Raw genomic sequence first — 12,183 nt, 5'->3', positions numbered from 1 at the left:
AACGGCGCGGGGCGGCCGGACTCAGCCCGCCAGCCCGCGCACCCACATGCCAACGGCCACACCAATGGGGACGCAGACCAGAACAGCCGTCGCGATGGTGAAGTGCCCGCCGAAGACGAGGCCCATCACCGCGCCGGAGATGGCCGACAGGGCGGCGACAATCAACACGCTGCCGGGCGGGCGCGAATCGGGAGCTTCCGGCTCCGGTCGGCGGATCTGACGCTCTCGCTTCAGCTCCGTATCCATCCTGAGATTCGCGAGAATCTGAAGGTCCGGAGGAAAGCCGCGCCCGTCGCGTTGGACGACGGATCCCGTGAGAATTGCGTTCACGCTCGTGCCCTCACCAAGAGGCCATCTTAGTCGAAGCTTATCAATATACAACCTATGAGCTTAGCCGGTAGTGTGTGAATACCTACGAAGGGTTTTTACCCTAGGTCCTGTGCTGATGCAGCATGATGCAGTCGGGCCACGGGGTGGTGAAAAATGCAGCCTGCTCCCGAGGTTGTGCGCCGGATAACCGATCCGCAGTTGCCCGGCCCGACTTTTGGCGGCAGAACTCGGTCACCATCAAGGACGGTGCCATCATGAAGTCTGGCTTGCGCTTCGCCAAAGCCCTGCTTGCAGCGCTCATCGTAATCTGTGCTGCCCAGCCCGCGCTGGCCCAGCAGAACCGTGGTCACGTTTATTTGCTGCGCGGCCTTGCCAATGTCTTTTCGCTGGGCATGGACGATCTGGCGGCCAAGATGAACGGGCGTGGGATCGTCGCCACGGTGCATGAATATGGCCAGTGGCAGCAGCTTGCCGATGCGGCCGCCGCCGAAAGCCGGGCCACGGGCAATTCGCCCATCGTCATCGTCGGCCATTCACTGGGCGCGGATGCCGCCATTGAGATGGCCGAGCGCCTCACCGCCCTCGGCGTGCCGCCCAAGCTGGTGGTGACCTTCGATCCGGTGGGTGTCACCCAGGTCGGCCGGGCGCAGGGTTATTTCGTGAACTATTACCAGTCCACGAACGGCTACGGGAAGCGCCTCACCGCCGGCTCCGGCTTCCGCGGCAACATCGTGAACCGCAACCTCGACGCCATCGGCTCCATCGATCATTTCAACATCGAGAAGTCGCCGCGGCTGCACGACGAGGTCATCACCCAGGTGCGGTCCATCACCAACAAGCCGAAGCCCAAGCCCAAGCCGGCCGCTCCCGCGGCGCCTGCGGCCCCCACCGCCGAGCCCTCCAGCCCCGGCACCCAGGCGGCCGCCAAGCCCGGCGCCCCGGGCTGAGCCCCGGCTCCGGAACGCAACTGGGAAACACGGTTCCAAGAGACCATCGGGAACACACAGACGCCGGCCGGCTCCTCGCCGCGCCGGCGTCTTGCTGTGTAGAGCCGGCCGTCAGAAACCCAGGGCGCGCAGGCCCGCCGCCGTCGCCATGGCGGCCACCACGGCGAGAAGGTCGCTGCGCGTGAATTTGGCGGCGAGGAAGGCGGCGCCGAGGCCGGCCAGCATGGCGGCATCGCCATGGACCGCGCCGGGCGCCAGCAGCGCCACCAGCACCGCCCCCGGCAGGCAGTCCAGCACCCGACGCACCCGCGGTGTCACCGGGATGAGGCGCATCAGGAAGAAGCCCGCCGACCGGTTGAAAGCGGTGGCGAGCGCCATCACGCAGATGGCGGCGAGGGTCTGCGGATCAACGCTCATCGTCGGTGAACCCGCCTGCGAACGCGCCGGCCAAGGCGCCGATGACGATGAACCACCACCCCGCCAGTACGAACGAGACCGCGATGGAGACCGCGGCCGCCACGCCCCAGCCCACCGCCTCGCGCCGGCCTTTCCAGTTGGGCAGCAGCATGGCCACGAAGAAGGCCGGCACCACCAGGTCGATGCCCACCGCCTTGGGGTCGGGAATGCCGCCGCCGATGGCGTGCCCGGCCGCGGTGGAGACCACCCACAGCACCCAGGTGACGAGCCCCGAGCCGACGAAATAGCCGGCGTCGTTGCCACCCTCTTGGTGGTAGCGCATGGCGGCGGCCCAGTTGTTGTCCGCCATCAGCAGCAGGGAGGGGTAGGTTTTCCACGCCGGCATGGACCACAGCCACGGCCGCATGGACGCCCCCATGAGCACATGGCGCATGTTGACGGTCATGGTCAGCAGGCCGAGTGCGAGGAGGGCAGCCGGTGTCCACTGCTCCCGCCAGCCTTCGAGCGCCACCATCTGGGCGAGGCCGGCGAAGACGAGGCCGCTGGAAAGGACGGCCTCCAGCATGGAGAAGCCCTTCTGTACCGAGGCGGCGCCGAACGCCATGCCGAAGGCGGCGAGCCCCGGCATGAGCGGGAGGGTCTCGCGCGCGCCGTGCAGCATGCCGTGCAAGGTAAGGGGAACGGGGGGCGGCTTGGTCATGGGCAGGGGCAATGCGGGGAAGGGGTAATCAACACCGAAACGGTGGGATTGAAGCCTTATGGCCGTAGCCCGACCGAAGGCCAACCCGTTTTCCCCCGGGGGCCACGGCGCTTGCCATGCGCCAGATGCATGGCTGATGAAGGGTGACGGCATGACCCATCACCTCGGGGAGGGGTATGCACCAGCCGGCCTGTAAGCCGGGTTCTGTACGGCGGGCTTGCGCCCGCGTGGCGACCATTCCTCTGGGACGCCGGTTGCCCGGCGCCTCTAGCAGTCAACCCGGACGGCGCCCCGCAGACAGGGGTGGTTTCCCGTGCCGTCCCTATTCGACTTTGCTCCCGGTGGGGTTTGCCGTGCCGCTCCCGTTGCCGGTCGCGCGGTGGGCTCTTACCCCACCGTTTCACCCTGGCCCGCGCGGACCCGAAAGTCCTTCGCGGGTGGTTTGTTTTCTGTGGCACTTTCCCTAGGGTTACCCCCGCCGGACGTTATCCGGCACCGTGTCTGAGTGGAGCCCGGACTTTCCTCGATGCGGACGCAAGGTCCCACACCGCGGCCGCCCGGCCGGCTGGTGGGCGAGCAATGGGCGCTGGCAGCGGACCCGTCAAGGGGCGGGGGCGGTTCCCACCAGCTCGAACCATTCGTCCTCGGTGATCACCTGCACCCCGAGCGCCTGCGCCTTCTCAAGCTTGGAACCGGCGCCGGGGCCGGCCACCACGAGGTTGGTCTTGGCCGAGACCGAGCCCGCCACCTTGGCGCCGAGGCGCTCCGCCATGGCCTTGGCCTCGTCGCGGGTCATCTTCTCCAGCGATCCGGTGAACACCACGGTCTTGCCGGAGACCGGGCTGGCCGCCGCCACCTGCTCCATGAGCTCGGGCGTCACTTCCTTCAGCAGGGCGGCCACCACTTCGCGGTTGCGGGGCTCGCCGAAGAATTCGATGACGGCTTCCGCCACCACGTCGCCGATGCCGTCGATGCCAATCATCTCCTGCCAGGCATCATTGCCCTTGGGATGCGCCTCGCCGGGGATTTCCGCCGCCAGCGCGCCGGCTTCCAAAGCCTCCACGGTGCCGTAGTGGCGCATGAGGCGCTTGGCGTTGGTCTCGCCCACATGGCGGATGCCGAGGGCGAAGACGAAGCGGTCCACCGCCACGGTGCGCCGCTCGGCAATGGCGGCGAACAGGTTGGTGGCGGAGGTCTTGCCCCAGCCGTCGCGATTCTCCAGCCGCTGGAGGCCCTCCTTGTTGCGCGCCTCCAGCGTGAAGATGTCGGCGGGGGACTTGATGAGGTCCCAGTCGTAGAAGGCGCGCACCTGCTTCTCGCCCAGCCCCTCGATGTCGAAGGCGTTGCGCGACACGAAATGGCGCAGCCGCTCCACCATCTGCGCCGGGCAGATGAGGCCGCCGGTGCAGCGGCGCACCGCGTCCACCTTGCCGCTTTTGGTGTCCACCTCGCGCACGGCGTGGGAGCCGCAGGCGGGGCATAGGGTCGGAAACTCATACGGCTTCGATCCGGCCGGGCGCTTGTCCTCGATCACCCGCACCACCTGGGGGATCACGTCGCCGGCGCGCTGCACCACCACCGTGTCGCCGATGCGCACGTCCTTGCGGGCGATCTCGTCCTCATTGTGCAGGGTGGCGGAGGACACCACCACGCCGCCCACCGTCACCGGGGTGAGCTTGGCCACCGGGGTGAGGGCGCCGGTGCGGCCCACCTGGATCTCGATATCCTCCAGCACGGTGGTGGCCTGCTCGGCCGGGAATTTGTGGGCGATGGCCCAGCGCGGCGAGCGGGAAACGAAGCCGAGCCGGCGCTGCAGCTCCAGGCTGTTCACCTTGTAGACCACGCCGTCGATGTCGTAGCCCAGCAGCGCTCGCTGCGCCTCGATGGAGCGGTAATGGGCGATCAGCCCGGCGGCGTCTTTCGCCACCACCATCAGCGGATTGGTGGTGAAGCCCCAGCGGGCGAACGCCTCCACCACGCCGAACTGGGTCTCGGCAGGCAGCGATGACGCCTCGCCCCAGGCATAGGCGAAGAATTTCAGCGGTCGCGCCGCGGTGATGGACGGGTCGAGCTGGCGCAGGGAGCCGGCGGCCGCATTGCGCGGATTGGCGAACACCTTCTCCTCCGCCGCCGCCTGACGGGCGTTCAGCGCCTCGAAATCGGCCCCCGCCATATAGACCTCGCCGCGGACGTCGATGGTCTGCGGCACGTCCTTTCCAGTGAGGTGCTCGGGGATGTCGGCGATGGTGCGCACGTTCTGCGTCACGTCCTCGCCCTGGCTGCCGTCGCCCCGGGTGGCGGCCACCGTGAGGCGCCCGTTCTCGTAGTGCAGGGAGCAGGACAGGCCGTCGATCTTGGGCTCGGAGGTGAAGGCCACCTCGTCATCGGCCCCGAGATTGAGGAAGCGCTTCACCCGTGCCACGAACTCCACCACCTCCTCGTCGGAGAAGCAGTTGGCCAGCGACAGCATGGGCACCTTGTGGGCGACCTTGCCGAACTTTTCCGACGGCGCCGCGCCCACCTTCTCCGACAGACTGTCCTCGCCCCTCAGCCCCGGAAAGCGCTCCTCGATGGCCTCGTAGCGCTGGCGCAGGGCGTCATATTCGGCGTCGGAGACGACGGGGGCGTCCTCGCGATAATAGGCGGCGTCGTGGCTGGTGATCTCCTGCGCCAACGCCTTGTGCTCGCTCGCGGCCTCGGCTGGGGAGAGGTCTTCGACCGGAATGGCGCGGAAGGTGGCGGCGGTCGATGCGGGCGCGGTCGATCTGGGCGAGGTCGATCTGGGCGAAGTCATGGGGGTCCCCAACGGGCGCGATCCGTCGGATCGGTCGCGCTCACTCTCTGGCGCCCCTTTTTCGCAAAGCACGTCTCCGGGGGCAACTCGCAGGAGGATGGATCCGGGAAAGACCCGGCTTTATCAATGTCGCTCTCTTGTAAGATGTCTAAGCTAGAGCCGGATCGGGGCTCTGACGCGAAAAGAACCGACGTTATCCGAAGGGCATGGGCGGCAAGCCGATCCGCGCATGCTCCAGAGCATCGGATCGAGAATTCGACCGGGGGGCACAATGGCCAGGGTTTCAGGATTTTCCCGCAGCATCGCCGCGCTGGCGGCCGCCACCTTGCTGAGCGCCGGTGCGCCGGCCTTGGCGCAGATGGCCACCTATCCGGTGGCCGACGCGGCCAAGGACGCCGACCTCGTGGTGCGCGGCGAATATCTCGCCAAGGCGGCGGACTGCATGCCCTGCCACACCGGCGACAAGGCAAAGCCCTTCGCCGGCGGCTTGGGGCTGAACACCCCGTTCGGCGCGATCTACTCGCCCAACATCACCACGGACCGCTCCACCGGCATCGGCCTGTGGACCTACGATGAGTTCGTGAACGCGGTGCGCAACGGCATCCGCAAGGACGGCGCCTATCTCTATCCGGCCATGCCGTTCGACGCCTATACGGAAATCAGCGACGACGACATGAAGGCCCTGTGGGCCTTCGTGCGGCGCATTCCGCCCATTCCCAACACCCCGCCGGCCAATGGCCTGGAATTCCCCTTCAACGTGCGCCTCGGCATGCTGGCGTGGCGGGAGCTGTTCTTCCAGAACGCCCGCTTCATCACCGACGCCGGTAAGAGCGAGGCCTGGAACCGCGGCGCCTATCTGGTGAACGCGCTGGGCCACTGCTCGGATTGCCACACCCCGCGCAACATCATGGGCGCCACCAAGGGCAAGGCCCATTTCCTCGGCGCCGACGTGGACGGCTTCTGGGCACCGGACATTGCTGCCGATGCGCTGAAGAAGGACGGCTGGACGGTGGACACCCTCTCGGTGTTTCTCAAGACCGGCTCGGCACCCGCCAAGACCTCGGTGTTCGGCCCCATGGCCGAGGTGGTGCATGACTCCCTCGGTTTCCTCACCGATGCCGACCGCGCCGCCATCGTCACCTATCTGTTCGATTCGCCTCGCCCGGCGGACGTGCCGGCCCCGCAGGCGGCCTCGCCGCTGTCGGCCGCCGTCTACACCCGCGCCTCGGCGCTCTATGTGGACAATTGCGCCGTCTGCCACATGGACAAGGGCGCCGGCCGCGGCGACACGGTGCCGGCGCTGGCCGGCAATCCGGCGGTGGTGGCGGCGGAGCCCTACAACATCATCATGGCCGTGCTCGGCGGCCTGCCCACGGGGGGCACCTATGGCGCCATGCCGTCCTTCGCCGGCCGGCTCGACGACCAGCAGATCGCCGATCTCGCCAATTATGTGCGCACCTCCTGGGGCAACACCGCCGCGCCGAATGTGACCTCTTCCATGGTCGCCTCCTGGCGCGCCACCGCCCATGCGCCGGACTACGGCACGCAGGCGGCGGACGCCTTCACCTGCCCGGACGTGGGCGGTGCCCCCGGCTCGGACGGGCCGGACCCGAAGGCGGTGGCAGCGCTCTCCGCCATGATGGCCGGCGGCCAGCGCTCCATTCCCATGATGGTGGATGCCTACAAGGCCGCCTCGGGCACCTCGGGCAGCGGCGCGGTGGTGGACGCGCTCACCGCCGCCTATTGCCCGGTGGTGGCCAAGAGCGACGCTCCCACTTGGCAGAAGTATGCGGAGCTGCGCCGCTTCACCCTGCAGACGGCGCTGGAGGTGTCGCGGCGGACCGTCACCGGTCCGGTCGACAGCCAGCCCATCGCCTGGGCGCTGCCGGTGGGGCCGGGCCTGGTGCTGAAGGAGCCGAAGAGCCTCGTGGGCAAACTCGCCTGCCCGGCGGATGACGGCAAGGCGGTGCCGGCGGACCTGTCCGCCGCCGCCACCAAACTCCTCGGCACGCCGAAGCCGCCGCTCGCTGCGGACGCCATCTCCACCCTCGCCACGACGCTGTACCAGCAGACCCCGAAGGCGCGTCCCGCCGACGTGGCCAATGCGCTGATCGCGGCCTATTGCCGGGTGGTGGCGGTCCAGCCCAACACCACGGTGGCGGACCAGAACGAGCTTTTGAACGGCTTCGCCGGACAGGCGGTGCAGGCGCTGCAGCTACTGCCTCCGCGCAAGATCGTGGTGGAGGCTCCTGCCAAGCCGGCCGTGTCGGCGCCGGTCGCCCCAGCACCCGCCAAGAAGAAGTAGGACGGCTGCACCGCGGCTTGAACCCAAGCCGCGGTGCAAGGTTCCGTTAACGATGTTTCACATGAAACGGCCGTCCCGGAGGTTCCGGGACGGCCGCTTTCGTTTCGAATTTCGTTCAATCGGGCGCCGCGCGCACCGCCCACGCGCAGCCGATCGCCGATCAGTCGTGCTTGGTGTCCTGGAGACCGTCGTGGACCTGGAACACCACGTTGCCCTCGCGCCAGGCGAAAGGCGCCTCGGGGTTCTGCACCTGGATCTCGCTCTGGGGGATGAGCTTGTCGCACAGCATCACCAGGATGGCCTCGATGGGCGCGCTGGTGTCATTCTCTTCGGTCATGCGGTCGATGGAGATTTCCGCGCCCTCCACGCCGTCTTCTTCGATATGGACGATGAAAATCTCTTCGTGGCCATGAACGCCATGGGCGGTGACGCGGAAGGTCTCGCCCTGATACTCGAATTCCCGAACCATTGTCGTTCTCACTGTTGTTTCAAGCAAAATGGGTACGCAAACGCAACGAATGGGCAGGGCGATCCCCGCAGAAAGCGGCGGAATTTAGATGAATGATTATGGATTGGTCAAGTGCTGATGAGTGATGCTGGAAATGCTGAAAAATTAGTCAGTCTAGCTGGCCTATCCCCTGCTCGGGCAGGCTTTCCCGGCCTACCTCCCTTTAGCTTGGACCTGCGCCACCAGCTCCTCCGCCTTGGGCAGGATGCCGGAGACGATGCGCCTGACCCCCTCCGCATTGGGATGGAGCCCGTCCGGCTGGATCAGGCTGCGATCGCCCGCCACGCCGTCGAGGAAGAAGGCATAGAGCAGCACCCCTTCCGCCGCCGCCAGCTCGGGGAAGATGGCGTCAAACGTCTCCTGATAGGGCTTGCCCAGATTGGGCGCGGCCTTCATGCCGGCCAGAAGCACGGTGATGCCGCGTGCCCTCAGCCGCTGGACGATTTCGGTCAGGGCGGCACGCGTGGTGGCGGGGTTGAGGCCGCGCAGCATGTCGTTGGCGCCCAGTTCCACGATCACCGCGTCGGTGCCCTCGCCGATGGACCAGTCGAGCCGGGCGAGCCCCTGGGACGCGGTCTCGCCGGAGACGCCGGCATTCTCGACCTTCACGTCGAGGCCCTTGGCCTTCAGCGCCGCTTCCAGGCGGGCCGGGAAGGCGGCGCTGGCGGGCAGGCCGTAGCCGGCGGTGAGGCTGTCGCCGAACGCGACGATGCGCACGGTGCGCGCCTCGGCCGCCATCGCCCGCCCCGAGGCGGGAAGCCCTGACGTGAACGTGAACAGGGTGAGCGCGGCCATCAGCCCCGCCGCCGCCTTAAATGCCGTCTCCCATAGGCGAGTGCGCCGGCATTCCCCGGCGGCGATCGTCGCAGATCCCTTTTTTCGAGCCACGGCATTTTCAGGCATGGATGATGTGTCCTCTCCGCGTTCCACCATTGCGCTGTCGCATGTGGACCTCTCCCTGGGAACCGGGGCGGCCCGGGTCCATGTCCTGAAGGACATCTCTGTCGAGATCGGGGCGGGGCAGGCCGTGGGGCTTGTGGGCCCCTCGGGCTCCGGCAAGTCTACCCTGCTCATGGTGATGGCGGGTCTCGAACGCGCGGACACCGGCCGTGTCACCGTGGCCGGCACCGACATCACGCGGCTCGGGGAAGATGCGCTGGCGCGGTTTCGCGGCCGGCATATCGGCATCGTGTTCCAGTCCTTCCACCTCATCCCCACCATGACGGCGCTGGAAAACGTCGCCGTGCCGCTGGAACTGATGGGCCGCGCCGACGCCTTCGCCCGCGCCGCGCGGGAACTGGAGGCGGTGGGGCTTTCCGCCCGCGCGCAGCATTATCCCGGCCAGCTTTCCGGCGGCGAGCAGCAGCGGGTGGCGCTCGCCCGCGCGCTCGCCCCCGAGCCGCCCATCCTCGTCGCCGACGAGCCCACCGGCAATCTGGACGAGGCCACCGGCCGGCAGATCATGGACCTCATCTTCTCCGTCCATCGGGCGCGGGGCACGACGCTGGTGCTCGTCACCCACGACACCGCCTTGGCGCGGCGCTGCCAAAGGGTGCTGTCCCTCCATTCCGGCGTGGTGAAGGACGACAGCGCCGTGACGCCCCGCGCTGGCGCGGAAGCGCTGTGATGGCGGCGTTCGTCGCCGCCGCGCCTCGATTGCCCCGGTCCCTGCGCTTCGCCCTGCGTGAATTGCGCGGGGCGCGGCGGGGCTTCGGCGTGTTCCTCGGCTGCCTGGTGCTGGGCGTCATGGCTATTGCCGGCATCGGCTCCTTTGCCGGGGCGCTCACCCAGGGGTTGGAGCGGGAAGGTCGCGCCATCCTCGGCGGCGATGCCGCCTTTACATTGGTGCAGCGGGAGGCGAGCGCGGACGAGCGCGCGGTGCTCGAAAGCGCCGGCACGCTGGGCACCACCGCCTTGCTGCGGGTGATGGCCCGCACCGCCGGCGGCGATGCGGCGCTGGCCGAGGTGAAGGCGGTGGATGGCCGCTATCCCCTGGTGGGGCAGGTGACCCTGAGCCCACCCGCGCCGTTGGCCGACGTGCTGGGCGAAAAGGGCGGCTTCTATGGCGCGGCGGCCGATCCGGTGCTGCTCGGCCGGCTGGGCCTGAAGGTGGGCGACCGCCTGCTTTTGGGCGATGCCATGGTGGAGGTGCGCGCCGTGCTCGACAGTGAGCCGGACAAGCTCTCCTCCGGCATCGGCTTCGGCGCGCGGCTCCTGGTATCGCAGGGCGTGCTGTCGCAGACCCGGCTGATCCAGCCGGGAAGCCTGGTGCGCTGGAGCTATCGCGTGGTGCTGGCCGATCCGTCACCGACGGCGCTCACCGCCTTCATGGATGCCACGCGGGAGCGCTTCGGCGCGGCGGGTTTCGAGATGCGCACCCGCGACGGGGCCACCCCGCAGCTCGCCCGCAACGTGCGGCGCATCAGTCAGTTCCTGGCGCTGGTGGCGCTCACCGCGCTCATGGTGGGCGGGGTCGGCGTCGCCAATGCGGTGTCGAGCCATCTGGCGGCCAAGCGCGAGGTCATCGCCACCCTGAAGGCCGTGGGCGCCACGCGGCGCGACATCTTCTTTACCTATGCCGCCGAGATCGGACTGATCGCGGCGCTGGGCATCGGCATCGGGCTGGTTCTGGGCGCGGCGCTGCCGTTCGCGGCGAGCGCGGCCATCGGCGCTTTGGTGCCGTTTCCGCTGGAGCCGCGCATCGATCCGGCGGCGCTGGCGCTGGCCGCGCTCTATGGCGTGCTGGTGTCGGCCCTGTTCTCCCTGCTGCCGCTGGCGCGGGCGCAGCAGGCGCGGGTCTCCGCTTTGTTCCGCGACGGCATCGGCGAGCCGGCGGTGAAGATCGGCCTCGGCACTTTTCTGGCGGTGGCGGGGGTGGGCGCGGCGCTGGTGGTGCTGGCGATGGCCACGTCGGAGGACCGGCGCGCCGCCGCGGTCTTCCTCGCCGCGGCGGCCTTGGTGTTCCTGTTGCTGCGCGGCGTCGCCGCCGGCCTGATGGCGCTGGCGCGACGGGCGCCCAGGCCCAAGGATGCCATGGTGCGCCTCGCCCTTACCAATGTGTACCGGCCGGGAGCGCTGACGCCGTCCGTCGTGCTGTCCCTGGGGCTCGGCCTGTCGCTGATGGTGGGCATCGCCCTCATCGATGCGAGCCTCAACCGCGAACTGGCCGGTCCGATGCGGCAGGCGGCGCCGAGCTTCTTCTTCGTGGACGTGCCCAGTGGCGAGGAACCGGAGTTTCGCGCCTTCCTGGCCGCCACGGCCCCCGGCGCCGAGGTAAAGGCGGTGCCCATGCTGCGCGGGCGCATCACCAGGGTGAAGGACACTCCCGCCGAGGAGGTGAAGCCGCGCGCCGATGCCGCCTGGGTCCTGCAGAGCGATCGCGGCATCTCCAGCGCCGCCCAGGTGCCGGAGGGCTCGCGGGTGGTGGCGGGCCAGTGGTGGACCGGCGACGAGACCGAGCCCCTCGTTTCCTTCGACGCGGAGCTGGCCAAGGGCCTTGGCCTCGCTCTGGGTGATCATGTGACGGTGAACGTGCTCGGCCGCCCCATCACCGCCCGCATCGCCAATCTGCGCGAGGTGAAGTGGGAGCGGCTCGGCATCAATTTCGTCATGGTGTTCTCGCCGGCCACCTTCGCCGGGGCGCCGCACACGGTGCTGGCCACACTCACCTTTCCCGATGGCGGCGACACCGCGCGGGAAGTCGCGCTGCTGAAGGCGGTGGCGGGGCGTTTTCCGGCCATCACCACGGTGCGGGTGAAGGAGACGCTGGAGGAGGCCCAGCGCATGCTGGACAACCTGTCGCTCGGTATCCGCGCGGCAAGCCTCGTCACCCTCATCACCTCGGTGCTGGTGCTGGCCGGTGCCCTGGCGGCGGGGCGTGAAGGTCGCATCTATGACGCGGTGATCCTGAAGACCCTGGGGGCGACGCGGGGCCGGCTCATGTTCGCCTATGCCCTCGAATATGCCGGGCTGGGCCTCGCCACCGCGCTGGTGGCGGTGGCGGCGGGCAGCCTTGCCGCCTTCGCGGTGGTGACGCAGGTGATGGACATCGGCTTCAGCTTCTCGCTGCCGGCAGCTGTCGGCGCGGTCATCGGCGCGCTGGTGGTCACAATGGGCGTCGGGCTCGCCGGCACCCTGAGGGCGCTTTCGGTGCCGCCGGCGCGGGTGCTGCGACACCTGTGA

General features: G+C 68.7%; 10 protein-coding genes and 1 other RNA gene. 4 read left to right on the top strand and 7 right to left on the bottom strand.

The annotated features are described in order from the left end of the window. Nucleotides 1–21: 21 nt before the first annotated feature. Entirely contained in the window at nucleotides 22–246 is a 225-nt protein-coding gene (locus tag FBQ73_RS17050; RefSeq protein ID WP_138400688.1) for a hypothetical protein, read from the bottom strand. A 338-nt stretch (nucleotides 247–584) separates the two neighbouring features. Here FBQ73_RS17050 and FBQ73_RS17045 point away from each other — a divergent pair, with 338 nt between their 5' ends. Continuing rightward, nucleotides 585–1,277 carry a thioesterase domain-containing protein gene (locus FBQ73_RS17045; RefSeq protein WP_170218940.1) on the top strand — a complete coding sequence of 231 codons (693 nt, stop codon included), beginning with the start codon at nucleotides 585–587 and terminating at the stop codon, nucleotides 1,275–1,277. A gap of 111 nt (nucleotides 1,278–1,388) precedes the next feature. On the opposite strand, the gene FBQ73_RS17040 is transcribed toward FBQ73_RS17045, so the two are convergent. The 4 genes from FBQ73_RS17040 to ligA all read right to left on the bottom strand — a co-directional run bounded on the left by FBQ73_RS17040 (nucleotide 1,389) and on the right by ligA (nucleotide 5,188). Next, on the bottom strand, nucleotides 1,389–1,694 hold the full coding sequence (locus FBQ73_RS17040; RefSeq protein ID WP_138400686.1) for an AzlD family protein: 306 nt from the start codon (nucleotides 1,692–1,694) through the stop codon (nucleotides 1,389–1,391). After that, on the bottom strand, nucleotides 1,684–2,394 hold the full coding sequence (locus FBQ73_RS17035; protein ID WP_138400685.1) for an AzlC family ABC transporter permease: 711 nt from the start codon (nucleotides 2,392–2,394) through the stop codon (nucleotides 1,684–1,686). The genes FBQ73_RS17040 and FBQ73_RS17035 overlap by 11 nt, the downstream gene beginning before the upstream one ends. Nucleotides 2,395–2,571: 177 nt before the next feature. After that, an RNA gene (gene rnpB, locus FBQ73_RS17030) (RNase P RNA component class A) lies at nucleotides 2,572–2,963 on the bottom strand. A gap of 32 nt (nucleotides 2,964–2,995) precedes the next feature. After that, on the bottom strand, nucleotides 2,996–5,188 hold the full coding sequence (gene ligA / locus FBQ73_RS17025; RefSeq protein ID WP_138400684.1) for an NAD-dependent DNA ligase LigA: 2,193 nt from the start codon (nucleotides 5,186–5,188) through the stop codon (nucleotides 2,996–2,998). 271 nt (nucleotides 5,189–5,459) lie between these two features. Here ligA and FBQ73_RS17020 point away from each other — a divergent pair, with 271 nt between their 5' ends. Next, nucleotides 5,460–7,493, top strand: a complete 2,034-nt coding sequence (locus tag FBQ73_RS17020) for a c-type cytochrome (protein ID WP_138400683.1) — start codon at nucleotides 5,460–5,462, stop codon at nucleotides 7,491–7,493. A gap of 160 nt (nucleotides 7,494–7,653) precedes the next feature. Here FBQ73_RS17020 and FBQ73_RS17015 read toward each other — a convergent pair whose 3' ends face one another. Together FBQ73_RS17015 and FBQ73_RS17010 are read right to left on the bottom strand one after the other, a co-directional pair. After that, complete coding sequence (locus FBQ73_RS17015) at nucleotides 7,654–7,962, bottom strand: hypothetical protein (RefSeq protein ID WP_138400682.1); 309 nt, start codon at nucleotides 7,960–7,962, stop codon at nucleotides 7,654–7,656. 192 nt (nucleotides 7,963–8,154) lie between these two features. Next, nucleotides 8,155–8,796, bottom strand: a complete 642-nt coding sequence (locus FBQ73_RS17010) for an arylesterase (protein ID WP_138400681.1) — start codon at nucleotides 8,794–8,796, stop codon at nucleotides 8,155–8,157. Between the two features lie 106 nt (nucleotides 8,797–8,902). Here FBQ73_RS17010 and FBQ73_RS17005 point away from each other — a divergent pair, with 106 nt between their 5' ends. Further along, nucleotides 8,903–9,628: an ABC transporter ATP-binding protein gene (locus FBQ73_RS17005; protein WP_138400680.1), complete on the top strand. Its 726-nt coding sequence runs from the start codon at nucleotides 8,903–8,905 to the stop codon at nucleotides 9,626–9,628. Next, the gene (locus FBQ73_RS17000) at nucleotides 9,628–12,183 is read left to right on the top strand and encodes an ABC transporter permease (RefSeq protein ID WP_138400679.1); all 2,556 of its coding nucleotides are present in this window, start codon (nucleotides 9,628–9,630) and stop codon (nucleotides 12,181–12,183) included. Before FBQ73_RS17005 ends, FBQ73_RS17000 begins: the two co-directional genes overlap by 1 nt.

Source organism: Xanthobacter autotrophicus (genome assembly GCF_005871085.1).
Taxonomy (GTDB): Bacteria; Pseudomonadota; Alphaproteobacteria; order Rhizobiales; family Xanthobacteraceae; genus Xanthobacter; species Xanthobacter autotrophicus.
This window is presented reverse-complemented; position numbering and strand designations above follow the sequence as displayed.

Coding starts and splice junctions, on each gene's coding strand:
- FBQ73_RS17015 (WP_138400682.1), bottom strand. CDS start 7,962: ATGGTTCGGGAATTCGAGTATCAGGGCGAGACCTTCCGCGTCACCGCC.
- FBQ73_RS17010 (WP_138400681.1), bottom strand. CDS start 8,796: ATGGCCGCGCTCACCCTGTTCACGTTCACGTCAGGGCTTCCCGCCTCG.
- FBQ73_RS17035 (WP_138400685.1), bottom strand. CDS start 2,394: ATGACCAAGCCGCCCCCCGTTCCCCTTACCTTGCACGGCATGCTGCAC.
- FBQ73_RS17020 (WP_138400683.1), top strand. CDS start 5,460: ATGGCCAGGGTTTCAGGATTTTCCCGCAGCATCGCCGCGCTGGCGGCC.
- FBQ73_RS17000 (WP_138400679.1), top strand. CDS start 9,628: ATGGCGGCGTTCGTCGCCGCCGCGCCTCGATTGCCCCGGTCCCTGCGC.
- FBQ73_RS17050 (WP_138400688.1), bottom strand. CDS start 246: ATGGATACGGAGCTGAAGCGAGAGCGTCAGATCCGCCGACCGGAGCCG.
- ligA (WP_138400684.1), bottom strand. CDS start 5,188: ATGACTTCGCCCAGATCGACCTCGCCCAGATCGACCGCGCCCGCATCG.
- FBQ73_RS17040 (WP_138400686.1), bottom strand. CDS start 1,694: ATGAGCGTTGATCCGCAGACCCTCGCCGCCATCTGCGTGATGGCGCTC.
- FBQ73_RS17045 (WP_170218940.1), top strand. CDS start 585: ATGAAGTCTGGCTTGCGCTTCGCCAAAGCCCTGCTTGCAGCGCTCATC.
- FBQ73_RS17005 (WP_138400680.1), top strand. CDS start 8,903: ATGGATGATGTGTCCTCTCCGCGTTCCACCATTGCGCTGTCGCATGTG.